Here is a 24,786-nt window from a genome sequence, read left to right as displayed (position 1 = left end):
TTCAGGCTTATGCTTCCTCAACTTGTGCGGCAATTTTTTACTAAGTATAAATGTAGCATTTGACATCTATTCTTCTTGCAGTTACAACAGTAGTTGTCACCGCGCCCTAACAGAAAAAGCTTACATACTAGCTCAATTGGTAGAGCAGTCGGCTATTAACCGATGGGTAACAGGTTCGATTCCTGTGTATAAACCAACAGCTTTCTCAACTTGCGCGGTGATTTTATTCACCTCGTAGCGTGTGACAATTACACTCCACAGTTTTAGTTTTTGTTTGCAATTAAAGTTTACACTGGCGAAGATATTTGTTAGAAATCGAACACCGATGCACACAGATATACACAGATTGACGCAGATAGGTTATGAGTGTGTATTTATGTTTTCGTGATCTAACCTCCGGGAAGCTGCCTGACGAGTGTCTACGCTTCGCTAAAAGCAACAAAATCTAAAATCTAAAATTCTTAATGGAGGTAGTATTTATGAATACAGCAGAACGCGATTTGCGTTTAGAACTTCTCAACAGCTTGCTGACTACGCCTCACCGTGAGTTGGAGAAGGTAGCAGAATTTCACAAGTTGATGATAGAGCTTGACCCTATTTTCTACGGACACCTGGCTGTATGGTATCAGCATAATGGTGATGTCCGCGACCACAAGGAAGTATTTTTGGGACATCTGCTGACAAGCAATGTAACTGCACACCGTGATGCTGGTTTTGTGTTGTTACAAGAGTTTCCGCCTTATCAAGTAGCGCGGATTGTGGATTTTATGAAGCAGCAACGCGGTAAAGTTCCCCGTTCTGCCCGTACGGCTGTACAGCGCTATTTGCGGGCGCGAGAAATAAACCCCCAATTTTTTGACCGTGCTGCTTTACGGGGACGCAAGGCGATGAAGCATTTGTATGCAACTTTGCATATTAAACCAAGTATGCGTGCAGATGCGGTGTTATTTAAAGATGCACCACCAGAGGATAGCTTGGCTTATATGCTGAAGCAGGTAGCAAAGGCAGAAACACCAGCTGCACAAGCTGCTTTGATTGTTGAGCATAACATCCCTTACACTATTGCTATTGGTGCAGTAAAGCAACTGACTCCAACGGTGTTGGTGGCTTTGATCAACTCTATGTCACCCCAGGAGGTAATTAACAACCTCAAATCTCTGAAGCAGCGCGGTGCGATGGATCATCCAGAAGTCAAGGCGTTGATTGATGGGAAGTTAGAACAAGCGGCTAAGAGTGATAGGATATCTGCGTTCAAAGCCACGGTTGCAGCTGATGTCACGCAACTGGACACAGAAACTGCGGTCAGATTGGAAAAGGTTGCCAACGAACAAGTTAAGAAGCGCGGTAAAATTGCCAAGTCGACTGCTTTGTTAGTTGATAAGTCTGGAAGTATGGATGTAGCACTAGAAGTTGGTAAGCAAATAGCTGCCTTGATTTCTGGTATTACCGAAGCAGATTTATTTGTCTATGCTTTTGACACTATTGCTTACCCAGTCAAAGCTACTGGTACACAATTATCAGACTGGGAAAAGGCTTTTCAGCATATTTTCCCTAATGGTGGAACCAGTGTGGGTGCAGGTTTAGAAACCATGCGCTTGAAAAAGCAGGTGGTAGAACAAATCATCATTGTCAGCGACGAAGGCGAAAACACCCAACCCTACTTTGTGGCTGCTTACCAAGCTTATCAGCGCGATTTAGGAATTATGCCCAATGTGATTATCGTCAGAGTTGGCGGATGGTGTGATTACATCGAACGCAACTTGAAGGAGAAGCAAATACCTGTGGATACCTTCACTTTTGCGGGTGACTACTACTCTCTGCCGAACTTAGTGCCATTGCTGTCTCGTCCATCCCGGTTAGAATTGCTGATGGAGATTTTAGAAACACCGCTACCTGTGCGGGATGACAAGTAAATTACGTCTAGCGGCTGTGCCGCTAGATGTTAATTAGGTATATTTATACTAGATGTACAAAAATTAAGAAGAGCGGAAACGTTTCTTATACCGTCTAGAATTAGCAACGGCTTTAGCTTTTCGCTTGTTTTTCTCAAGAGGAGTTTCAAAGTGACGATGTTTCTTTAAGTCAGGCATAATTCCCGCTTTGGAAACCTGGCGTTTAAATCGGCGTAAAGCCGACTCAAGTGCTTCGTTTTCGCCCACTACTATTTGGGTCATTCTATCTCCTTAAGATATTAATACTGGATAGTGATAAGGTCATAAACATTGAATTTGCATTTTTTGGGTTGTGGGGAAAAATTAACCATGCTTTCCTATTTCCCTCAAAACCGAAAATGTGCAACTAAAATGCACTTTCGCTTTGCCAATCCAGTCAACTGAGAACAAAAAAGGGCAGACTCCCTGCCTGCCCAAGAGACTTAAAAGTTAAACTTGGGTTTCAAACCTTAGTAGCGTCTGGAGTATCCTCCACCATTGTTGCCACCACGTCTACCACCACCAAAGGAACCTCCCTCTGATTTAGGTCTTGCTTTATTAACTTTCAGGCTACGACCCATCCACTCAGCAGTATCAAGGGCTTCAATTGCCGCAGCTTCTTCTGCGTCTGATCCCATTTCTACAAAAGCGAATCCTCGTACACGACCAGTTTCCCGGTCTACAGGTAATTGAACGCTTTTCACTGTTCCATACTCGGAAAAAACCTGCTTGAGGTCGTCTTGCTCAACCTCATAGGACAGATTACCAACGTAAATCGACATAAAAGATCTCCAGAATCAAATGGCGTAGAGTTTTAGATCCGGAGAAGTCTGTAATATAAGTACAAATAAAAACAAACCGCACAACCGAATTTAAACTTCTTAAACTAGTTTATCACAAATTAGTAAGATTCAAGCAAATTTATTAATATCAAATTTCTATGAAACCTCTTAACCACGTTGATTTGTGCTTTGTTATAGATACAACTGCTAGTATGAGTAGTTTCATTCACTCAGCACAACAACAATTGTTAAACACCATCAAGCTACTGTCGGCTGATAGTAATATTGATTTGCAAATTGGTTTGGTAGAGTACCGCGACCATCCCCCACAAGATCACTCTTTTGTTACCCGTGTTTACCCGCTGACTGCGAAATTGCAGCAAATGCAGCAAGTTATCAATCAACTTAGGGCTGATGGTGGTGGTGATGGTCCAGAAGCAGTGTACAGTGGTGTCTACGATGCCTGTACAAAAATGAAATGGCGTCAGCACAGTTGTCGTTTTATTTTACTGGTAGGTGATGCACCACCCCACGGTTTTGGCACATGGCTACGAGAAATGACGTTAGAGACACGCAAGTATCATAGTAATGATGCTTGGCCTGATGCTTGCCCTAGTGGGTTAAATGTCCAGTCTGTAACCGCAACGGCAGAAAACCATCGAGTTATTATTCATGGGTTGTGTATGAGTGGTGATATGCTGGCACAACAGGCGTTCAATGCAATCGCGCAAATTACAGGTGGTCAATGTGTAGCTGTCAGTAATGCCAAAGATGTCATTGATAAAATTGTGGCTGTACTGCAAAATGAATTCTCTAATTTGGAATTTGACCAAAAAGTCTTAGAGACTGTGCAACAAATAGGACATCTAGATACAAGTTATACTGCTGAGATTTTAGATATGCCAAGATTGCCAGTAGCAGCTGCGATCGCTCGTTTGGGTAAGCGGGGTTTTTTAGATTAGATGATCTTCTAAGAAACACCTACTGAATTGAATGTGTTTCTTAGAAGTCATGATTTCAGCAACCTTAACCGCATTTTGATATATTTATCATCTGAGGCGATCGCAATCGACACTTTGGGCTCCGTCATGTGAAGTAAAGCATTTTGGAAATATGCGATCGCTCTTGAGTGCGAGGAAATTCTCTATAAACTTGCAAATAGTTGCGACACCCCAACTAGACATTGCAGGGCGATCGCTCACGTACACTAGAGTTGGGTGATTTGTTTGGTGTGATCTGCCAAAAATCGGCGGATATGATTGGCGATCGCAGAAACAGGTGCTTCCACCAAAACTGCTGAACGCTTGTTTGTCTCCCAACCTTCACTTTCGGCAGGTATCAAGAAACTGGACTAAGAACTATTTGAGCGGGGTGGGCGACGGGCGAGTCAGGTGATATTGACTTAGACTTACCATGACAGCGTACAATCGGTTTAATTTGGCGAGCAAAGCAAGAATCAGTGGTGATTAACAAATTCTGTGCCTTTGCAGCAATCTATTATTGGCAGGGATCATACTGTGGTTGAAAGCCTGATTGAAGGCGCTACACACGAAGAAATGCTCACTTTATATTTTTATATTAAGAGATTATTTATCCCGACTTTTCAGGACTTGCTTCTCGCATACCGTCTATCCTTATGAAAAGCAAGCAATCCTAAATTTCCAACGCAGTTAAATTATGCATAGGAGTGTCAATCTACATAATATAATATATTTTTATTCAGTTTTGCATGTGTCCCACACTAACAACACTGTACTATTCAGTACTTGTTGTATAGCGTGGGACTGTCGTTGATGGTACTAGCTGGGAATTTAACCCAGGAAAATTTAAAGACCATATCTGTCTTTGGCATACTAGTCTTCTTTTTTACCAAATACCATCTGTAATACCACAGGGACTCCGTCATCTTGATGATACTTATCTGCCCAAGCACGGATAATTTCATCCAATTCGTCTTTGGCCTGCTGCATCTTTTCAGGTAAAATGTCCAACTCTTCCAAGACGCGCATGGTGTTTGGTCTTTTTTCTGCCCAATCTCGCATCATTCGGAAGAAGCGGGCGGTATCTTCCACCATGATGTAAGTACGCTCTTGGTCGTCTGCTGGCGCATAAAAGGGACGGGTGAGAGCGTAGAAGGGCATTCCCCAAGGAGAATCAATGCGTGTCACCGTACCAGAGTAAAGCAAACGGCGCTTAATATGCTCCGCTAGAGCCTCACTCAAAGGCATCTGGTGTTCTTTGGGTAAATCTTCTTGCGATCGCTTGTGCAGAAATTCTATCAACTCTAGAAATTCAAACGAGGTGATCAAATGAGCATCTGGCAGATTAGAAGGTAATTTCTGCTCAATTTGTCTTTTTTCCTCGCTAGTTAGACTTGTACCGGGAATGCGCGAACGTCCAGGTCGCCAAGGATATTTTTCCATCCAGACATAGGGAAACTGAATCAAATAGCGTGGTTCTTGAGAACCGAGCATTTTCAACAGTTTGCCCTCAGTCAAGGCTTGTCTAACTTCCTCGACAATGGCTTTGACTCGTTTTGGTTCTAAGTGATGCAAATGCCCTGTCATCCGCAGGTTTTGTCCCTGCTCTAGATAGGTCATGTAGATTGCACACTTGGCTGCGGTTGCGGCTGCATCTAAAAAGGCCCCATGTCTGTGCCCACTTGTCCGCATGGCACTAAAAGCCAGATAAAGCATGATCTGATCCATCGCACTGGGCCCAAGACGTTTGATCAGATCTACGTCGTTACTCATATAACAGGCAATTCAATAGCACGTTTACAGTAATAAGTCAATGAAAAGTATGTAGTATACACGCGACTGAAGGCGATGTCTTTACTTAGATGATCTATTATGCGTTAAGTATGGGTGTTCTTGGTAGTCATAATTGTCATTTAGTCCGTATTTTCTGGCAAATTGGCAGAATCAACTTAGTTGGTAGGCTTTATTAACAAATAGAAAGGGAATAGGCAATAGGCACTCTTGCAATAAGGAGGAAGAGTCTCCAAGCTTATTGCTTGGCTGGACAATGGTTAATGGCAGAGTCTTATACCATTTCACAAAATTTTTGATATAAATCTTCCCCCTAGTCCTCCTAGTCCTCCTTGTCCCCTTTGTCTGGTCGCTAAATGTATCAGACTTATAGGGAAACGGTATTAATAGGGGTTCACCTGCCTCTACCATATACAGTCCTGTCCCTTTTTACTAATTACCCCTGTTTGTGGCGTCCATCCTTTCCAAGAAGGTCGACATTAAGCTTAACTTCGTACAGAACAAGTACTACTGCTTAGGTAATTAGCTGCGATCCTATGCTGTATATGTTCTGTGACAGGAGAGCTAGCCTAAGAAGATGAAGGTGGCATGTTTAGCAGTCTCACTAAAAACGCTGCGTATGGTGAACTGCTTTGTAATGGCCAAAGGATGATGCTGTCTTGATAATAAGGCGGATCTGATTGAGGGAAAGTCATAGACCTCAAAACTAAGATAATAATTCAAAAAAACAAAAAATCTTTTTATTTTCAACAAGATTTTTGCTGATTTTAGCAATTTTTAGCCAGTGCATATGTAAAAACATTTACAAATTTGCTATTTATGCTCAAAGTTTTATTTAGAAGCTTCTTAAAAAAATCATAAATCGCCTGCTCAATTCCAAGTTTGGACTTTTGCTTAAAAGTTGTTAATAGAAATTTTAGTTTTATTTAAACTTTTGATTCACAGCCAAGTATGATAAATATTTTCCTACGCCCTAAAATCCTCGTACTCCTACGCCTTTTTAGCACGATTCCGCATTTTTTCATAGCTCACGGCGGCTGCACCAACTGTCACAAATAAAACTCCTAATACCTGTGCAGGTAGTAGTGTTTCTTGAATAATCAACCCAGCTAAAATCACAGTTATTACAGGAACAGTAGCACCTAAAATTGCCGATCGCGTAGCTCCGAGTTTGCGAATACCGACATTATTAAAAACATGACTAAATAATGTCATTACGCCCAAAATGAAGGCACTTAAAATCAATTCCAGTAATTTATTAGGATTGACTTGAAGGCTCCAGGTAATGGGTAAAGGTATGATCAAACCAACGAAAGACAACACGAGCATAGTGGCAAAATTAATTAGAGTAAAAGGGACAGGATGCAGTTTGGTTGCACAGATGTTTGTCAATATCACGTAGAAAGCAAAAGCTATTCCAGAAACAACAGCTGTGATACTACCTAAAAAAGCGTTACCTGTACCAATACTTGTATCTCCTGCTAAAATCAGCATCTGCCCCAAAAAAATAGAGGCGATCGCACTCAAACGCAAAGAAGTAGGTTGCTCTCTCAGTAAAGACCATGCCAAGAGTCCGCTAATGGCTGGATAAACAAACATTAAGGCGATCGCTACTCCCGTCGCAATTTGACTAATAGCAATATAAATTAAGACCTGAGACAAAAACAAAAAGCATCCACTGACAATCGACAGCAGCAATACTTGCTTAGCTTTTGCATTAGCAGTAGTAGATTTTGTTCGCCGTGATCCCACCAGACTTTGCAAGTCCTGCCATACTTGTGGATGCAGTATAGGAGCTAAAACCAACATTAATGGTACAACTACCAGCATCCTGAGCATTAAAATCAACAGAGAATTACCAAGAGTAGGCGCAAGTAAACCTTCTACCTCAAATACTCCAAAAATTAGCGAAGTTGGGTTGAAAAGAACTTTGATAGCGACGTTGTAAAGCGATATCACCACTGTTGACACCAAAATCAACAGTAAACCCATTGGCGCAATTGACGAATTTCTTCTCCTTTGAGGTGGTGCGGATGCGGTTACTTGTTCTCTTGGTGATACACCATTCATAGAAAATGTTGTGTCACTGTCTCGGGAAGAATTGGTTGCGACAACATGATCTCTACTAGATGCAAAAGCTTCTGATTCTTCTGAGAGATCAATTTCCGTCTCTGGATACTCTCGAATCCTGTCTGTTTCTAACTCCGTCGCCACATCCCAAGAATTTGTTTCCTGTCGCTGGGTTGGTTCCTCTGTCAGATGGGGTGGTGTTTCCCAAAAACCTGTTTCTTGTTGCTGGGTTGGTTCCTCTGTCAGATGGGGTGGTGTTTCCCAAAAACCTGTTTCTTGTTGCTGGGTTGGTTCCTCTGTCAGATGGGGTGGTGTTTCCCAAAAACCTGTTTCTTATTTCTTCCCCTTGCTGTTGTTGCACTGACATCTGGGACAACTGTTGAGAAAGATTATTTTGATAGTTCTTTACTTCCTGCTGGAGAGTGTTAAAAGCAATAGTGAGGGTATCATCTAAAGAGCCTAGCAGATGATTGACAATGGCGTTGCTCTTGTCATTGTTTTCATTGCCTTTCTCTATAGCTTGTTTGGCTAAAGTTTCTAAAGAAGATTGCAGTTGGGAGGATATGTGACTAGCTAATATATTGGCTAGCTGACGCAACAGCACTTGTAATTCGCTTAATTGCCTACCTTGTAGTAGTTCTTCTTTTTCTTCTTGCAAACGTTTGATATCGTCAGCTAAGCGGAGTCTTTCCGTTTGTAAACGCTTGATATCTTCTTGTAAAGACTTGAGCAAAGTCCGCTGGATAATTTGCAATTCCTCGGTGACAGCTCGTAGAGCGGTATCTGCTTCTGTGAATTGATCCCCTGCTCGTGAGTTTTCTGATCGCTTCTCATATCGCCCCATTAGTTTGTTACCTCTGACCTAAGGTTCCAGTCTTAATTGCCGAATTTTGATATAGCTTCAGGCTTTGTATAATTTTTGATAAATTTTCAGTTTCAATCAATCATTATCTGGTATTATTTGTTTCTGAATAAAAATCTTACAGAGATTTATGTGGTCCAAATAAAAATTAAATAAATTCTTTTGGTAATTAGAGTTTCCTAGAAATACATTTACCATGTAAGAATGTAAATTTAATGACAGTTTGCCTACAAATATCAAGATTAATTTTGAAGTTTTTTGTGGAAATTAAAAGTTTTGCGATCGCCCGTAAAGCATTTTAACAGTTATCAGCTATCAGATATCAGTTTTATCACTTGAGTAAGGCTCCCCTGAGCAACCACTACCCACCCTAGTTCTTTCCTATTGCCTGTTCGCTGCTATAGAATCCGGGCTATGCTAAAGATGACAGCACAAAGTCCTGCACTGATGGGAACTGTAACTAGCCAAGCGGTGGCGATTCCTTGGAGAGTCTTAAATTGAACAGATTTAGGGTTCTGTACCAGTCCTACACCAACTACACCACCCACGAGTGCGTGAGAAGTAGAAACAGGTAGCCCTAAACGAGAAGCAAGCAAAATTGTGGTAGCAGTGGCAAGTTCAGCACAAAATCCACTACTGGGTTGTAAAGAAATAATACTTTTGCCAATAGTGGCAATAACTTTTTTACCCCAAATTGCTAAACCAGCAACAATACCAGCACCACCAAGCACTAAAATCCAGATGGGAATAGCGATCCCGCCTATGGGTACTGTACCAGTGTTATGAATATAGACGATCGCCGCCAAAGGAGCGATCGCATTACCGACATCATTAGAACCATGAGCAAAAGCCACAAAACAAGCACTCAATAACTGGAATTTGGCGAATAGACGTTCAATAGTTTCGTTGGTAGTTGGTGGTTGGTGGTTAGTGGTTATTGGTTTACTACTCCTCACACTCCCCCCACTCCTCACACTCCCCCCACTCCCTACCTCCAACTGTCGCCAGCTATACAAACTCAACCCAACTGCGGCAATTCCTCCCACACATAACGAAATATCATGAGTGGGTATTTTGACACCAACTTCCTCAATCAAAAAATTTGCCAGTGGTTGAGTAACTGATGGTAAAACTATCACACCAAAAATCCCCAGTAACATTGCACTTAACCAGGGAATCCACTCATTCATTTGTAATAATTGATGCGGTTGTGTTAAAATCCAGCGCTTGATCTGACTGTAAAACAAAGCAGCGATCGCACCACTGATTACTGGTGTCACAATCCAACCGAGAGTGATTTTACCAATCGATGACCAATCGATCGCATCTACTCCTAAAGCTACCCAGCTAAAGCCTGCGATCGCACCGACAACTGCATGAGAAGAAGATACAGGTAAACCTCGTGAAGTGGCAATTTGTAACCACAAACCGCAACTAATCAGCACCGTGATCATCCCGTTCATTAACATCTGCGGTGTATCAGCAAATAAGTTGGGATTAGCAATTTTTGTTGCAAGAGTTTGTGAGACTTCATGTCCAAACAATACCGCACCTGTAAATTCTAAGACACCAGCAATAATCAATGCCTGTTTCAGAGTTACAGCCTTGGAACCGACAGAAGTTCCCATTGCATTAGCAACGTCATTAGCACCAAGGTTAAAGGCGAGATAGAAAGCGAGGAGGATGACTATGAAGATCATGGGGAGGTGGAGAGTGGGGGAGTGGGGGGAGTGTGAGGAGTGGGGGGAGATGGGGAGGTGGGGAGACACAGAAGAAATTCTTCCTTGTCCTCCTTGTCCCCGATCCCCAAATATTAGGGATAAATCAAAATCTTATATGTTTCCGGTGTTGGTGTGATCGCTTGGTCTACGGCTTGAGATAAATTTTGTAATGGGTAGCGATCGCTGATTAATGCCTGTACATCAATGCGTTTGTTAAACACAATATCGGCCGAGAGGCTTTGCAGGCGGTAGGATGAACTGTAGCTACCCATCAAATCTATTTCTCGACGATAGAGAATATTGGGATTCAGAGGAATTTCCACTTCATCGGGAAATTCGGCGAAAAAGAGAATCTTACCGCCTTTGCGGGTACAGTCAAGGGCTTGGAAGAAAGCTTTTTCACTGGGAACAGCAAGCAAGGTGACATCCACACCTAAACCATTAGTGAGTGCTTGAATTTTAGCTGGTAAATCAGCGTCGCGGGCGTCAAAAGCTGCTTCTGCACCCACAACCAAAGCTTTTTCGATGCGGGAGGGAATGAGATCAGTAGCGATCGCTTTTGCCCCAAAATATTTTACCAACATCACAAACATTAACCCAATCGGCCCCGCACCAGTAATCAAAACTGTTTGTCCGGGAGCAATTTGGGCTTTTTTCACTGCTTTGAGACAGCAGTTAGTAGGTTCAACAAAGCTTGCTTCTTCAAAACTGATATTATCGGGGATGGGAATCAACCCACCATTGCGGACAATGTGACCAGGAACCTTGACATACTCAGCAAAGCCGCCACCACTGGGTGTAAATCCGGCTGTCGTGCAGATATTTTTATAGGTGTCACACATTGAAAAATTGTCATTCAGACAATAATCACAACGCATACAAGGGATGTGGTGCATCACCGCCACCCGTTGTCCGACTTGCCAATTTTTCACCTCTGCACCTACTGCTGCGATCGTTCCCGCAGTTTCATGTCCAAAAATGCGTGGTGGCTCATACAGGGGATAACGAATTTTTTTGATATCCGACTGACACAAACCTACTACCCGCACCTGTACCAACACCTCATCCGGTTGCAATTCGGGTACAGGGATCTCTTCGTAGGAAAGTTGATTAACGCCTCTAAATACCTGTGCTTTCACCTTGATATCTCACCGCTCAACGATATTAGATTTAACACTAGGGGCGTGATTTGGGCTATGAATTTTGAGATTTTTGTACACTAGCTTGTGCTAGTTCTATTTCCAGGTTTTGGTCAAAGATTTGAAATGCTTTAATACCATCCGAAGAGAGATTTCCCTTGACTAGACCATTCTCAAGTCGCAGAATCTCGCCTCGGTCGTCCTTAGTAGTAATTGTAAGACTTTCCCCTTCTTGCCAGAGTCGATAACGTTTTCCTTTAAAGTATTGCCCACCTTCTCAATCATTCATAGCGAATTCTCTATCAAAACACTCTGCGTTACTCTGCGCCTACTCCGCGTTCCTCTGCGTTTAAAAAATACTTAAATCAGCAATAATATGCTCTCGTGGTCGTTTTTTATCGACCATTTTACTGGTGTTTAATTTTACTTTTTTGCATCATATCAAATTGTCGAAAAACCAACGAGGTTAACAGATGGTGAATCAGACATATACAGCTGATATCTTAGTAGTTGGTGGCGGAACAGGCGGAACTGCTGCTGCTATTCAAGCAGCGCGACGGGGAGCAAAAACTATCCTGGTCAGCGAATTTTCTTGGCTGGGAGGAATGCTGACATCTGCGGGTGTGTCTGCACCAGACGGTAATGAATTAGAAGCCTTTCAAACAGGGTTATGGGGTGCATTTCTACGAGAATTGCAGCAGCGACAAGCAGGAGGATTAGATAATAGCTGGGTCAGCTTTTTTAGTTATGATCCACGTGTAGGGGCGGAGATTTTTGCAGATTGGGTGCGGGAATTACCAAATCTGCTTTGGATTTCTGGATATGTCCCTTTGGAGGTTTTCCAGGAGGGAGATTGTATAGCTGGCGTTAGGTTTGCAGATTTTACTATTAAAGCCCAGGTGACTCTCGACGCCACAGAATTAGGGGATTTATTAGCTTTGGCAGATATATCTCATCGCTGGGGTTGGGAATTGCAGTCGGAGTTTGGAGAAATTAGCGCCCCAGCTGATTTTAATTATCTCACAGAAAAATATCCTGTGCAAGCCCCTACCTGGGTAGTGGTGATGCAAGATTACGGTGAAACTGTTGCCCCAGAAATTCCGCCTGCACCAAACTATGATCCATCACTGTTTGCTGGTGCTTGGGATGACTATGGTGCTGAGAATTTTTTGAACTACGGACGCTTACCAGGAAACAGGTTCATGATCAATTGGCCGATTCACGGTAATGATTATGGTGAAGGCGTGGGGCGATTAATTGAATCAGAATCAGCAAGGCGAAATTTTCAAAGAGAATCCCTTTGGCATAGTCAGAATTTTGCCTATTTTATTCAAGATCAGTTTGGTCGTCGCTACGGCTTAGCAAATGGTATCTTTCCCCAAATCCAAAATCAAACAGGTGCTTGTGCACTACATCCCTACTACCGAGAGAGTCGTCGTCTAGTAGGGCTAACTACTATTAGAGAACAGGATATTTTGCCAGTAGCAGGGGGTAGTGTAGCAGCATTAAATATAGATGCGATCGCGATTGGCAACTACGCCAACGATCATCATTATCCTGGTGTCAAGTTCGACTTAAAACCAAAATCCATCCGTTGGGGAGGGCGCTGGACGGGAACTCCCTTCACTATTCCTTATCGTTGTCTAATTCCGGTAGAGACAGATGGTTTATTGGTGTGTGAAAAGAATATTTCTGTGTCTCATATCGCCAATGGCGCAACTAGATTGCAACCTGTTGTTATGGGTATTGGTCAAGCAGCGGGTATGGCTGCTGCTATTTGCGTAGAGTTGAATTGCCAGCCCAGAGATTTACCTGTTAGAGTCCTACAAACAGCTTTACTACTAGATAAAATAGCACCTGCGGCTGTGATTCCATTATTCAACCTTTCACCCACCAATACAAATTGGTTACACTGGCAACGCTATTACTTAGAGCATCCAGAGGCCTATCCATGTAGTGGATATTGTCCTGTTGATGTTGATTATCAGTATTTTTACGACAGTATAAAAACTGGACAAGAACAACATTTTAACTGGTTTCAAGGTATTTTTCACCGTTTAGATCAGCAAGATTACAGATTCACGATCATGATCCCAGCTTCATACAAAGACCAAATTTGGCAGCTTGTGACCTTGCGATCGCACATCAACGAGCAGCTACAAACTTTGTCCCATGGACAAAAAATCAATCTTTGGGGTCGTCTCAATCACGCTGGTCATTGGTTACTAGTAGAAAATACTCATTGCTGAAGAAAATATTTTTTCTGTTAAAAACAATACTTTTTTTACTAAATTGTCCGGAAGCAGTAAAAGAAACTCAGTATCAGTGAAATGAAGAGTTTTAAAATAGACACTTGTTATGCGTGCTGCCATTTCACTTTTGGTTACAGGTCTGTTACTGAGTAGCTTAGCTGCGAACAGCCAAACAGTTACCAATTCCCTATCCAATATGTTGCAATCTCACTTTAGTTCCGACCTGTTAATCTCGGCAAAATCTAAACAGCCCAAATCACCTTATCGGGGTAGTGGACGCGATCGAGACAGAGAAAGAGTGTCTTATCTCTTACTGTCTTCAAAAGCCAATCCTCCCAAAAATCGTCCCGTGAAGGGCGGTTCACGTAGAGATTTAATGCAACATTCTGGTAATGAGCGTGTTGTTGCCTAATAACCACAAACTAAAAATAATCTTTTAGGCTGGTAGTTTTGTTGGTAGCAAGGAATTCAGATTACACCCAAACAAGATGTTTTACTTAAACATCTGTTACACACCTTCTATAGCAAGTATATAACAATTGAGACACAACAAAATCAGGTAATCGCTCTGTATCCATTCTGTTATCTCCGTGTAAATAAAGGGTCTTCCACCCTTGCGAACAGAAGGCAAAATCAACCAAATCCATACTGCAAACAGCATTACTCCTCAAAGCAAGTAAACATATCCCGATCGCAAACCTCAAATAATCAGGAAAAGGGTGTCACTTCGTCTACCAGTTCCGCGCCAGCACATCTGTTTCAGATACATGTAGATCATTAGGGAAACAAGTAAAAAAGCAACTCCCTGATATCCTACTCAGGCTTTTATATGTGTTGAGCTACTGGTATCTTGCATCGGGAAACTAGAATTTTGTTGAGGTTACAAACAACATTGCTATTACCGAATTAAAGAAATAAGGGTGTAGGGAAAAGAAAACAACTATTTCTCCCCCTTACACCCCCACACCTTTTCACCCGCCCCAAAGGGGATAGATTAAACTGGCTTGTGAGCAATCAAATATTTACTCATGAAATGAACTTGCACTTTAACATTCTCAAAACCCGCTTTTTCTAAACGCTCTACTAAATCATCAGTCATGTAATGCTTATAGTAGGGTTCATGGTAAATCTCGTGGAAGTTCTCCATCAGAGGTTCCATTTCTGGGGAATCGCTCATTTGAATAGAGTCACAAATTATGAATACCCCTCCTGGTTTTGTTACCCGATAGCATTGTTCAATGACTCGCTGGCGTACTCCTGCGGGTAACTCGTGAAAAAGAAACACAGAAGTCACTGCATGAAAATAATTATCCAGATAGGGTAATTCTTCAGCATTTGCTTGCAATAGCTGTGGTAACTCTCCTGGGATTTGGCTTAACAACTCATTTGCCTTTCGCAAATAAGCTGGTGACAAATCCGTACCAAACAGGGATGCTTGCGGTAAAGCTGCACGAATCATCTTCAAAGTTCGACCCGTTCCACAAGCTACATCTAAAATACGTACTTGCTGGGTTGATGTATCAGCAAAAAATTTTAGTCCTTCTTTGAGGGGTGCAAGAATTCGCCGTCGCATTGGATCGGCTGTACCGCCGAACAGAATTTCTACCTGCAAATCGTAGAGATTGGCTGACAAGTCACTCAAGTAGCCATCAGTCTGGTGATGGAAATTTTGTACATAGTAGCTGGGATAAGCAGAAGTTTCCACATTTGGGGGAAAGTCTTGATACCTCTTCTGCTTAGCCCGCTCCCACATTTGGAATAAATCTAGGCATACTACTGGATAGTATTGGAAAAAGTCCTGCCAAGGATTATCAAATAGCAAGCTCGTAGGATAGACACCCCGCTCTGCATCTTGCCAATCAATTTCCAGTAGATTATCCAGTCTTTGTTGAAGTTTAGGTAAAATTTCAGTTGGAATGGGTTTGGTTTGTTGCTCCACAGGAGAGATGAAATTCAACAACCGTGTGCTCAATGTTTTATGAGCCAAACCAAAGTAGTTTTTGCCTTGCTGAAAAGTTTGATAAGTCAGCTTCGTTAATGTGTCGGACATGTGAATGGCTAGGCTTTTATTTATTTTTATTTATGTAACTTAAATAATTGTAACTATGAATTCATTAATCTTGGGAATGATCTATTCACCAGAATTTTTCTCATTAACCAATACTCAGTGGGGTGGGCAAAGATTCACGGGCAACGAAAATGAAGCAACAGTAATAAGATTTTTCCTCTTGCCCTTAGCAGTCACTCAAATATTAAGTTTTGTAAAAATGTATCATTCTGTAACTTAATATACAGAATTTTCCTGTTATCTTATTAATGGAGACAAACAAATCAATCAAATAAAACTACAGGGAGGACTCTGGTATGTCTACCCAAGACAAAGCTCGTGCTTTAATGGTGCGTCATTATCAGCTGATCAAAAATCGGCAACAATCGATGCTAGAACGTACAGGGGAAGAATTGGGTCTTCCTGGAGAAGTGTCTCACTATTGGAACCCGACTCAAGGAAAAATAGACCCCAATGCTCGTATGACTTATGACCGCAGTAATGCTGCGATGAGTTAAATAATTGTTGGTAGTTGGTGGTTTAGTAGTTAGTGGTGAGTCAGCGCGCACTTATAGGGCGTTTCCCTCATGTAGACGCCCAAACTCCCCCCGGCTGTAGGGTACGACTGACAAAAACGAAGGGCTGGTAAAGACTAATGAACAAAAACCAACAAATAGCTATTAAAAATAAAAAAAGCCACCAAATAAAGGTGGCTAAATTAATGCTCTCAAATAGCTAAGTTTGGTTAAATAGAAAATCATTAGATAGGTAGTTAACAGCAGATGAGCAACCGATACCCACTAACTACTAACTACTAACTACTAACCCTTTCAAATTAGCAATCATAGTAAAGAGCAAATTCGTAAGGATGAGGACGTAGACGCATTGGGTTAACTTCATTGTCCAGCTTGTAAGAAATCCAGGTTTCAATGAAGTCTTCGGTGAATACACCAGGTTCGGTCAAGAAAGCATGATCTTTCTCTAGTGCTTCCAATGCTAATTCTAAAGAACCAGGAGTGGAGGGAACTTTTGCCAGTTCTTCTGGTGAAAGTTCATAAATGTTCTTATCCAGAGGTTCACCAGGATCAATTTTGTTCTTGATTCCATCTAAACCGGCACACAGCATGGCAGCAAATGCCAAGTAGGGGTTAGAAGTCGCATCAGGACAACGGAACTCTAAGCGCTTGGCTTTGGGGTTAGTACCAGACAGAGGAATACGAATAGAAGCAGAACGATTACCTTGGGAGTAAGCCAAGTTAACTGGTGCTTCATAACCGGGTACTAGGCGCTTGTAGGAGTTAGTAGTGGGGTTGGTAATAGCCAACAGTGCTGGCGCGTGTTTGAGAATGCCACCAATGTAATGTAACGCTGTTTCACTCAAACCAGCGTATTTGTCACCTGCGAACAGGGGTTGACCGTCTTTCCAAATAGACTGGTGGGTGTGCATCCCAGAACCATTGTCTTGGAAAACAGGCTTAGGCATGAAGGTGACAGTTTTACCGTATTTCCTGGCTACATTCTTGATGACGTATTTGTAAGTCATCAGCCAGTCGGCAGCTTCAATTAACTTACCAAAGCGGAAACCAAGTTCGCACTGACCGCCAGTAGCGACTTCGTGGTGCTGCTTTTCAATAGGCACACCGCATTTTGCCATTGTCAGCAGCATTTCTGTACGAATATCTTGGAAGGTATCGGTGGGAGGTACTGGGAAGTAACCCTCTTTGTAGCGGGGTTTGTAACCCAGGTTGGGGCCTTCTGATTTACCGGAATTCCAACGACCTTCTATTGAATCTACGTGGTAATAGCCTTCGTGGGAGTTTTGGTCAAAGCGGACATCATCAAAGATGAAGAACTCAGCTTCTGGACCAAAGAAGGCTGTATCGCCAACACCAGAGGAAACCAGATAATCTACTGCTTTCTGGGCAATCACACGCGGACAACGACTGTACCATTCGCCCGTACGGGGTTCCTTAATACTACAAATGATACTAAGAGTCGGTTCTTTCATGAATGGATCGATCCAGGCAGTGTTTGGATCGAGGACCATTGCCATGTCTGATTCGTTAATAGCTTTCCAACCCCGGATACTGGAACCATCGAAGGGTACGCCGTCTGTGAAGCTACTTTCATCGATTTGGTTGTGAAACACTGTCAGGTGCTGCCATATCCCTGGCATATCGATGAATTTCAGATCGATCATCTGAATGTTGTTGTCCCGAATCATCTTCAGGACGTCTTGTGGGGTTGTCATGGTTACTCCTTCTCCGCCAATTTAGTACAGTAAACCACAATGTTAATGCACGCTGACCTTGCTTGATGAACCCAAATCATTAAAGACACCTGGAATATCCTAAGGATATAAAATTGAGATATTTTGTATTTTTTGTTACAGAATATCATGTTTGTAGGTTATGTTCACTTTTGCCGAACAAACTCTACAAAACTTGACAGTTCATCTCACGAGGTCAACTTTGGCATAGAATCCTTTAAGTAGCGCATACATTGTTTTTGTGCTTGAGCTTCTTTTAATATTCATTGGCACAAAAATTAGCCGCTTGCAAAAGCAGTCAAATAAATATCAAACCATAAATAGGAATGATTGGGAGATAAAAGAATGCGGGATGCAGTCACAAGTTTAATTAAGAATTATGACGTTGCTGGGCGGTATTTTGACCGGAATGCGATCGATAGTCTCAAGTCCTATTTTGAAAGTGGGACAGCACGAGTACAAGCCGCAGGAGCTATTAATGCAAATGCGGCAGCAATTGTCAAGCAGGCTGGCTCGCAATTATTTGATGAACAGCCAGAGTTGATTCGTCCTGGCGGTAATGCTTACACTACCCGACGGTATGCGGCTTGTCTGCGGGATATGGATTACTACCTGCGCTATGCTACTTATGCGATCGTTGCTGGCAGTATGGATGTACTGGATGAGCGCGTGCTGCAAGGTTTGCGAGAAACTTACAATTCTTTGGGTGTTCCGATTGGGCCTACAGTTCGTGGTATCCAAATTATGAAGGATATTGTCAAGCAGCAATTGGCAGAAGCTGGTGTTAGTGGTGCTAGCTTTGTAGATGAGCCGTTTGACTACATGACCAGCGAGTTGAGCGAGAAGGATATTTAGTCCTTCAGTAAAGCAGGCTTTTTGCCTGCTTGATTGGTCTAAGATAGAGTTGGCCTCCTGAGGTTGGAGCTTTGTCAGCACACTCTTATGGGATGTTGTGTTAGCAAAGTTCAGATCTGGGAGGTTAGTTTTTTATATGAACCACAAAGGCACGAAGGACGCAAAGGGAAGATTGGCAAAGAAGAGATTGGATGTTTTATTGGTAGAGCTTGAGTTGTGTTCTTCTAGGCAGCAAGCACAACGGCTAATTCAAGCGGGGGAAGTGACTGTTGATGGTAAGCTTATTGATAAGCCGGGGACAGAGGTTGAGGTTGCTGCTGCGGTTAAGGTTAAGGAGCGATCGCGTTTTGTTTCTCGTGGGGGCGAAAAACTTGCCAAAGCGCTACAAGAGTTTGCTATCACTGTAGAAGGTCGTGTTTGTTTAGATGGTGGCATTTCTACAGGAGGTTTTACTGATTGTCTCCTGCAAGCTGGGGCAAAGTTAGTTTATGGTGTTGATGTTGGTTACGGACAAGTTGACTGGAAGTTACGTAATGACCCACGGGTTATTTTGAAAGAACGTACGAATTTACGCTATCTTACGCCTGATGAGTTGTATGGTGTATCCCCCTTAGCAGAAACGGGGGAGGGTTATGCTGATTTGATTGTAGTGGATGTTTCGTTTATTTCGCTAACGAAAGTTTTACCTGCTTTGTGGCGATTAACTCAACCTCAGCGTGAGGCGGTTTTCTTGGTGAAACCTCAATTTGAAGTCGGGAAAAGTCGTGTCGGTAAAAAAGGGGTGGTACGTGATCCCAAAGACCATGCTGATGCGATCGCTCAGGTGTTACAAGCAGCTGTTGAGTTGGGATGGCATTACAAAGGTCTAACTTGGTCGCCTGTAACTGGTCCGGCTGGAAATATTGAGTATCTTTTGTGGTTGGGAATGGATAGTGAGATAGCACCGCCAAATTTAGAAGCTATTCAGGAACTTACAAAATCTGCTGTTGTTGATTTTAGAGAAAGCTAAATGTCATAAATACGACACTCAATGGCTTCTGGATGAATTTCACAGTAGCGTTCTAGGTCTGTTTTACGTTTTGTAATTTGTTGCTGGTGAGATTGCTCTGCTCTTAGTTTTTCAACTATTTCCCAGGCTAAAATACATTCATTTGAGTTAGTTCCTTCTTGGTTACAAATCGCACGAGCTTTATCAAGAGCTTGAAAGATATCTAAAGTTTGTGATGTCATAATTTACCCTTTTTGTACTGCACAATATGACTAAGAGCTTATTGCTTCTTGAGCCTTTATTTATAGCGTAGATAGACAAAATAAAAAAGTGCAGTAGTAATATTTTTCACTACATAAAATTTTATAAAACTGATTAGATTTAATAAACTTTTGGTGGATTTATAAGTAACAAATCTATTAAATTAAAGTGATTTTTGACAAGCGTGAAGTACAAAACCTCACCCCGCCCTATTGGGCACCCCTCTCCTTGACAAGGAGAGGGGCTGGGGTGAGGTGTATTCTACTCACACGCAAAGCCCTATATTATGAATACATCTTGGGTTGATTGAAAAAACCGCCCTTATAAAATCCAATCCAAGGGCGGATTTTAATCACGAAACTTTTTATTAACCCTTCTGTCTCCTAGCTTCTGCCTTCTTCAATTCTTCAACTTACTGAAATTGGTGTACCGCTAGACAGAATCGGTGGAAAATTATGGGTATTGGGAGCGTACATAGCTTGTAAGCCTAGATTGGCTCGATTGAGGATATCAGCATCTGTAGGAATCACTGCACCCCGACTATCTAAGATAGAGTGATTGAAGTTAAATCCGTTCAGGTTGAAGGCTACAGAACAAACACCCAGTGCAGCAAACCAAATACCTATTGTTGGCAAAGCAGCAAGTAGGAAATGGAAAGTACGGTGATTTCGACTAGCAAGAGGTGGAATCAGTAGGCGACCCAAGAAACCATAGTGACTTGCTAGGTAGTTGTAGGTCACTTTCCCTTGACCAAGTCGATACCCAGCATTGATCGATTCATTTTCGTCGGTACTGCGAATCAGCGTTGAGGTAACTAACGAACCATGCAAGGCGCTGAAAAGTGCGCCGCCAAAGACTCCAGCAACACCCAACATGTGGAAGGGATGCATCAGGATATTGTGATTTGCTTGCACGGCCATCATAAAGTGGAATGTCCCTGCAATTCCCAAGGGTAGACCATCAGCAAAGCTACCTTGACCAATGGGATAAACTAGCAAAATGGCTGTGGCGGCGGCGACTGGTGCAGAAAAGGCAACAGCGATCCAAGGACGGGCCCCCAAACGATAACTCAGTTCCCAAAGTCTTCCCAAGTAGCACCAGATACCAATTAGGAAGTGTAGCACTATCAATTGATAGGGACCGCCGTTATAAAGCCATTCATCTAAGGAAGCAGCTTCCCAAATTGGATACAAATGCAAGCCAATCGCCGCAGAAGTTGGCACAACAGCGGCTGTAATCAAATTGTTACCATCCATCAAAGAACCTTTTATTGGCTCTCTAATACCTTCCATATCTACGCTAGGAGCAGCGATCAAAGCGAGAATGAAACAGATAGTAGCAGCTAGTAAAGTAGGAATCATCAGCACACCAAACCAGCCGATATAAATCCGGTTATTAGTGCTGGTAATCCACGCGCAAAATTGATCCCAGAGATTGGAAAAATCAAATTCTTTTCGACGTTGAACAATAGTCGTCATCGTTTATGCCTCCTCTAAAAAGAGAATGTGCATTAATTGTTGAAAATCAGTTAAACGCGCATGATTTCAGTTTTTTATGCAGTTAACTCTGTATATTTCGTAGTTGGAAAATCTGGTAGCTGTTAGTGTTTTAATTGTTGAGTTGAAGAGTTAATAAATCTCTTAAGGATCTCTATATATTCTAGAAAATATATCAGTAATGCTTACTAATGAGTTAAATATCTTTGCAATCTTTTGTGGATGTTTACTTAGCAGTGTGTTAGGCGCTTTGGTAGTTGTAGAATGCGCTATTACTTACTCTACGCAGAAAATATAAAGAAAATTGGAAATAATTATTGAATCTACCTAAAGTAGGAAGTGATTAGTTCATAAATTTTAGAAATTATATAAAAAGCTTAAAATTGGATTTACTGTTCAAAAATGTATTCTAAGGAGATAGAGGAATTTTTTCATACACAACTAGTTAAGTATGGTGTCGATTACCAAAGGGCTGCTCAAGTCGCTCATATTTTAGCGTCTGGAAAACCAGATGAACTGTTGAGTGAGAAAGAGATACAAATTGCCGAAGAAGTTTGTAGAGAGTGGTTAAGACAATACAAGCGCTACAAGCACTTGACTTCACTTTTAAGAGAACATAAGCGTTTATGATGCTTAAAGTTTAGTCATCTGCCATACCCAGATTGCGTTCCAATTCCTGCCGCAAACGATACAGAATTGTATTTGATTCTACCTCAGCCAAAATTTCTGTGATTACGGTGCTAGCACCTAGTTGTCCCCAGGTGCAACCTTTTTCTAGGTATACTTGGGCAGCTTTACCGACTGCATAGGCTCCATAACCTGCGATCCCTGCTTGAGCGATCGCACTCCCAGCAAAGGCTGTTATATTGCTAGGATTGTCACCACTGGCAATGGCTGCCGTACTTTTACCTAAGCCTAAAATCAAGCTGCTACCTAATTCCCCTAGTAATAAACCACCAGAACTGAATAAAATTGTTTTTAATAGTCTCCCGGCTTCGTAGCCAGTCATAGGCAAACCATACAACCTGGCTAAGGAACGAATTAAGGCTAAGTCGGCGACAGTTCCACCTAAGACATCTAAAAAAGCGATGGGATTTAACCCGACAGCAACAGCTTTATATTTGGTAAATTGCCAAATTAATGCTTCTGCTTCTTGTTGACGTACATCGATAGTTTTGAATGCGATCGCTTCTTCCGCGTCTCGCGCTTGGATAAGTGCATTTAAAGCAATTAGCGATCGCCCTTCTCGGTTGAGAATTTTCAGAAGAGTCTGTTTGAGTTCGTCTATTTGGGGGGGTGGTGTCTCCCATTCATAAGTTACCTTCCCATCTGGCCACTCAACCCGTACTTCTACAGGTGCTGGTTCCGCCGCAATCATGACAATTTCATCGGGTTGTAAGGGTTTGGCTTGGATACTACCTGCACCGAGTTGTTGTAAATTTTTGTAAATCTTTTCTCGGTCTGTATCTGGATACAAGTCTATTTTGTTAAACACGAGAATCAGCGGTTTTTGCGCCTGTCGTAATTCGCACAAAGCCTGATATTCGGTGCGAGTAATATCGCCAGCGACCACAAACAAAATCAAATCTGCTTGACGCGCCACATCTTTGGCCATTTGCGATCGCGCTTCTCCAGCAATTTCATCTAGCCCTGGTGTATCAATTAATTCCACCTGTGCTTTATCACCAAGATTCCAACGTACAGAACGGGGATACTGAGTTACACCGTGTAGAGGCCCTGTTTGGAGAATTTTTTGTCCTAGTAAGGCATTTAACACTGCCGACTTACCACGACTCACCAAACCAAAGGCGGCAATGACAATTACATTATGGTCTAGTTTGTTGAGGCTAGCAGTTAAAACTTCTAATTCTGGTTTTACCAAACCTGCTAATTTTGGGTTTGCGGATGCTTGTCCGGGTTTGCGGAGATTGCTATACCAAGACAGGGCTTGTCTGATGCTAGCACGAGCGCGGTTGAGATGAGTTTCTTGTGGGTTTTTTGGCACTTGCTGAGGTTGAGTCAAGGCTATTCCAATTTTAGATTTTAGATTTTATATTGGGAAGTTAAGTTTACAGCTTACTTATTCATTTTCCCAAAAATACGTAGCGGGTAATCTATCTGTGTCCATCGGTGTTTATCACCCCCCTGATTTCGCTTAGGGTTGGGGTGGGGTAAAACTATTTTTACAAGGGGTCTTATGATATTGCTTGGTGTTTGAGTGGTGATTAGTTGAAACACTAAGACTCTAAGACACAAAGTGAATGTGATCGCTATTTTGAGTTTCTGTAAAAGCGCGATCGCAGTAGTAAGTATTGCCCAAGTCTAAGAGATTCTCTAGATTGTTGTCAGGATCAATCTTGAAATTTCTGTTACAATCTGTGGTTGCTTCTTGCAAGTCTTCCTAAAAGCTTTATTTTTTCATGAAAAAGCAAATTAATCAATTTAGCCATCTTACAGCAATAGAAAGAGTTTATTTATCGGTTCCAACAAGTTTTTTATTAGAGAAAAATTTACTTCAAGGTAAAGTTCTGGATTTTGGTTGTGGCTTTGGCAATGATGTTAAGTTATTGCAACAAAAAGGATTTGATGTTATAGGGTATGACCCTTATTATTTTCCCCAATACCCGAAGGCAAAGTTTGACACTATAATTTGTATTTATGTTTTAAATGTTTTATTTCCTGAAGAACAAGCAAACGTTCTTATGGAAGTATCACACCTATTGAAACCAGGAGGTAAAGCTTATTATGCTGTGAGAAGGGATATCAAAAGAGAAGGTTTTCGCGAACATTATGTTCATAGAAAACCTACCTATCAATGTATTGTTAAGCTTCCTTTTAAATCTATATTATTAGAAGAATCTTATGAAATATACGAGTATAGACATTATAATTTACAGAGAAATTCTTCTAATTATTGCTTATTTTGTAACCCAAATAAGCACCTCACTATACTTACAGAATCAGCAACTGCCTATGCTATGTTTGATGGCTATCCTGTGAGTAAAGGTCATGTTTTAGTTATCCCTAAACGTCATGTGAGTAATTATTTTGAGCTACCTTTTAAAGAGCAATCTGCTTGTTGGCTGATGGTTAACAAAGTGCAAGAACTTCTCAGCCAAGAATTCGCACCTGATGGGTTTAATGTGGGGATGAACATCAATCGAGATGCAGGCCAAAATATGATGCACGCCAGTATTCATATTATTCCACGTTACAAAGGTGATACTGTTGGTGCTAAAGGTGGTATCAGAAATGTGATTCCGAAAAAAAATAATTTATAGTTTGCGATCGCTTTAGTAATATAGCCTAGAATAATAGACTAAAAGTAAGTTTAAATTAGCC

General features: G+C 41.8%; 22 protein-coding genes, 1 tRNA gene and 1 pseudogene. 11 read left to right on the top strand and 13 right to left on the bottom strand.

The genetic code is table 11. The features are described 5' to 3' along the window. Nucleotides 1-123 precede the first annotated feature (123 nt). Both NIES592_RS12465 and NIES592_RS12460 read left to right on the top strand, forming a co-directional pair. Nucleotides 124-192, top strand: a tRNA-Asn gene (locus NIES592_RS12465). Between the two features lie 287 nt (nt 193-479). Next, a complete protein-coding gene (locus tag NIES592_RS12460; protein WP_073555895.1) occupies nt 480-1,913 on the top strand; it encodes a vWA domain-containing protein in 1,434 nt (477 codons plus the stop codon). Between the two features lie 63 nt (nt 1,914-1,976). On the opposite strand, the gene rpsU is transcribed toward NIES592_RS12460, so the two are convergent. Continuing rightward, nucleotides 1,977-2,174 (bottom strand): 30S ribosomal protein S21, encoded by a 198-nt coding sequence (rpsU, locus tag NIES592_RS12455; protein ID WP_009453736.1) that lies wholly within the window; start codon nt 2,172-2,174, stop codon nt 1,977-1,979. Nucleotides 2,175-2,401: 227 nt separating this feature from the next. Next, the gene (locus NIES592_RS12450) at nt 2,402-2,713 is read right to left on the bottom strand and encodes an RNA recognition motif domain-containing protein (protein ID WP_009453737.1); all 312 of its coding nucleotides are present in this window, start codon (nt 2,711-2,713) and stop codon (nt 2,402-2,404) included. A gap of 158 nt (nt 2,714-2,871) precedes the next feature. Between NIES592_RS12450 and NIES592_RS12445 the strand changes: the two genes are divergently transcribed. Beyond that, complete coding sequence (locus NIES592_RS12445; RefSeq protein ID WP_073555894.1) at nt 2,872-3,675, top strand: vWA domain-containing protein; 804 nt, start codon at nt 2,872-2,874, stop codon at nt 3,673-3,675. Nucleotides 3,676-3,972: 297 nt separating this feature from the next. Further along, a pseudogene (locus tag NIES592_RS26270) lies at nt 3,973-4,065 on the top strand (helix-turn-helix domain-containing protein); the annotation flags it as partial. 501 nt (nt 4,066-4,566) lie between these two features. Here NIES592_RS26270 and hetR read toward each other — a convergent pair. The 5 genes from hetR to NIES592_RS12415 form a co-directional block, all read right to left on the bottom strand. After that, nucleotides 4,567-5,466 (bottom strand): heterocyst differentiation master regulator HetR, encoded by a 900-nt coding sequence (gene hetR, locus NIES592_RS12435; RefSeq protein ID WP_016871868.1) that lies wholly within the window; start codon nt 5,464-5,466, stop codon nt 4,567-4,569. A 1,008-nt stretch (nt 5,467-6,474) separates the two neighbouring features. Then, on the bottom strand, nt 6,475-7,698 hold the full coding sequence (locus NIES592_RS26265; RefSeq protein WP_371915100.1) for a DMT family transporter: 1,224 nt from the start codon (nt 7,696-7,698) through the stop codon (nt 6,475-6,477). After that, a complete protein-coding gene (locus NIES592_RS26260) occupies nt 7,643-8,398 on the bottom strand; it encodes a coiled-coil domain-containing protein (protein ID WP_371915099.1) in 756 nt (251 codons plus the stop codon). The genes NIES592_RS26265 and NIES592_RS26260 overlap by 56 nt, the downstream gene beginning before the upstream one ends. A 416-nt stretch (nt 8,399-8,814) precedes the next feature. After that, the gene (locus tag NIES592_RS12420; protein ID WP_178379535.1) at nt 8,815-10,116 is read right to left on the bottom strand and encodes an inorganic phosphate transporter; all 1,302 of its coding nucleotides are present in this window, start codon (nt 10,114-10,116) and stop codon (nt 8,815-8,817) included. 113 nt (nt 10,117-10,229) lie between these two features. After that, nucleotides 10,230-11,276: a zinc-dependent dehydrogenase gene (locus NIES592_RS12415; protein ID WP_062246740.1), complete on the bottom strand. Its 1,047-nt coding sequence runs from the start codon at nt 11,274-11,276 to the stop codon at nt 10,230-10,232. Nucleotides 11,277-11,749: 473 nt separating this feature from the next. Between NIES592_RS12415 and NIES592_RS12410 the strand changes: the two genes are divergently transcribed. Together NIES592_RS12410 and patX are read left to right on the top strand one after the other, a co-directional pair. Beyond that, a complete protein-coding gene (locus tag NIES592_RS12410; RefSeq protein ID WP_073555892.1) occupies nt 11,750-13,525 on the top strand; it encodes an FAD-dependent oxidoreductase in 1,776 nt (591 codons plus the stop codon). 109 nt (nt 13,526-13,634) lie between these two features. Beyond that, nucleotides 13,635-13,940, top strand: coding sequence for a heterocyst-inhibiting protein PatX (patX, locus tag NIES592_RS12405; protein WP_062246735.1), 306 nt, complete (start codon nt 13,635-13,637; stop codon nt 13,938-13,940). A 582-nt stretch (nt 13,941-14,522) separates the two neighbouring features. On the opposite strand, the gene NIES592_RS12400 is transcribed toward patX, so the two are convergent. Next, entirely contained in the window at nt 14,523-15,578 is a 1,056-nt protein-coding gene (locus tag NIES592_RS12400) for a class I SAM-dependent methyltransferase (RefSeq protein WP_062246733.1), read from the bottom strand. Between the two features lie 314 nt (nt 15,579-15,892). On the opposite strand from NIES592_RS12400, the gene NIES592_RS12395 reads away from it, so the two are divergent. Beyond that, nucleotides 15,893-16,093 carry a hypothetical protein gene (locus tag NIES592_RS12395; RefSeq protein ID WP_009453750.1) on the top strand — a complete coding sequence of 67 codons (201 nt, stop codon included), beginning with the start codon at nt 15,893-15,895 and terminating at the stop codon, nt 16,091-16,093. Nucleotides 16,094-16,410: 317 nt separating this feature from the next. On the opposite strand, the gene glnA is transcribed toward NIES592_RS12395, so the two are convergent. Then, nucleotides 16,411-17,826 (bottom strand): type I glutamate--ammonia ligase, encoded by a 1,416-nt coding sequence (gene glnA / locus NIES592_RS12390; RefSeq protein WP_009453751.1) that lies wholly within the window; start codon nt 17,824-17,826, stop codon nt 16,411-16,413. Between the two features lie 363 nt (nt 17,827-18,189). Here glnA and apcB point away from each other — a divergent pair, with 363 nt between their 5' ends. Continuing rightward, nucleotides 18,190-18,699, top strand: coding sequence for an allophycocyanin subunit beta (apcB, locus tag NIES592_RS12385; protein ID WP_062246731.1), 510 nt, complete (start codon nt 18,190-18,192; stop codon nt 18,697-18,699). A 172-nt stretch (nt 18,700-18,871) separates the two neighbouring features. Continuing rightward, nucleotides 18,872-19,708: a TlyA family RNA methyltransferase gene (locus tag NIES592_RS12380; protein ID WP_073555912.1), complete on the top strand. Its 837-nt coding sequence runs from the start codon at nt 18,872-18,874 to the stop codon at nt 19,706-19,708. Here the strand turns inward: NIES592_RS12380 and NIES592_RS12375 are convergent. Together NIES592_RS12375 and NIES592_RS12370 are read right to left on the bottom strand one after the other, a co-directional pair. Then, nucleotides 19,705-19,929, bottom strand: coding sequence for a Calvin cycle protein CP12 (locus NIES592_RS12375; RefSeq protein WP_062246729.1), 225 nt, complete (start codon nt 19,927-19,929; stop codon nt 19,705-19,707). The two genes, NIES592_RS12380 and NIES592_RS12375, sit on opposite strands and share 4 nt — an antisense overlap. A 426-nt stretch (nt 19,930-20,355) precedes the next feature. After that, nucleotides 20,356-21,426 carry a Photosystem Q(B) protein 1 gene (locus NIES592_RS12370; RefSeq protein WP_062246727.1) on the bottom strand — a complete coding sequence of 357 codons (1,071 nt, stop codon included), beginning with the start codon at nt 21,424-21,426 and terminating at the stop codon, nt 20,356-20,358. 420 nt (nt 21,427-21,846) lie between these two features. On the opposite strand from NIES592_RS12370, the gene NIES592_RS12365 reads away from it, so the two are divergent. Beyond that, a complete protein-coding gene (locus tag NIES592_RS12365) occupies nt 21,847-22,074 on the top strand; it encodes a hypothetical protein (protein ID WP_009453756.1) in 228 nt (75 codons plus the stop codon). Nucleotides 22,075-22,084: 10 nt separating this feature from the next. On the opposite strand, the gene NIES592_RS12360 is transcribed toward NIES592_RS12365, so the two are convergent. Both NIES592_RS12360 and NIES592_RS25140 read right to left on the bottom strand, forming a co-directional pair. Beyond that, nucleotides 22,085-23,467: a GTP-binding protein gene (locus NIES592_RS12360; RefSeq protein WP_062246725.1), complete on the bottom strand. Its 1,383-nt coding sequence runs from the start codon at nt 23,465-23,467 to the stop codon at nt 22,085-22,087. A 222-nt stretch (nt 23,468-23,689) separates the two neighbouring features. Further along, entirely contained in the window at nt 23,690-23,839 is a 150-nt protein-coding gene (locus NIES592_RS25140; protein WP_016871874.1) for a hypothetical protein, read from the bottom strand. Nucleotides 23,840-23,864: 25 nt separating this feature from the next. Between NIES592_RS25140 and NIES592_RS12355 the strand changes: the two genes are divergently transcribed. Continuing rightward, a complete protein-coding gene (locus NIES592_RS12355) occupies nt 23,865-24,725 on the top strand; it encodes an HIT family protein (RefSeq protein WP_073555891.1) in 861 nt (286 codons plus the stop codon). Nucleotides 24,726-24,786: the final 61 nt, after the last annotated feature.

It is taken from the genome of Fischerella major NIES-592, assembly GCF_001904645.1.
GTDB lineage: Bacteria > Cyanobacteriota > Cyanobacteriia > Cyanobacteriales > Nostocaceae > Fischerella > Fischerella thermalis.
This window is presented reverse-complemented; position numbering and strand designations above follow the sequence as displayed.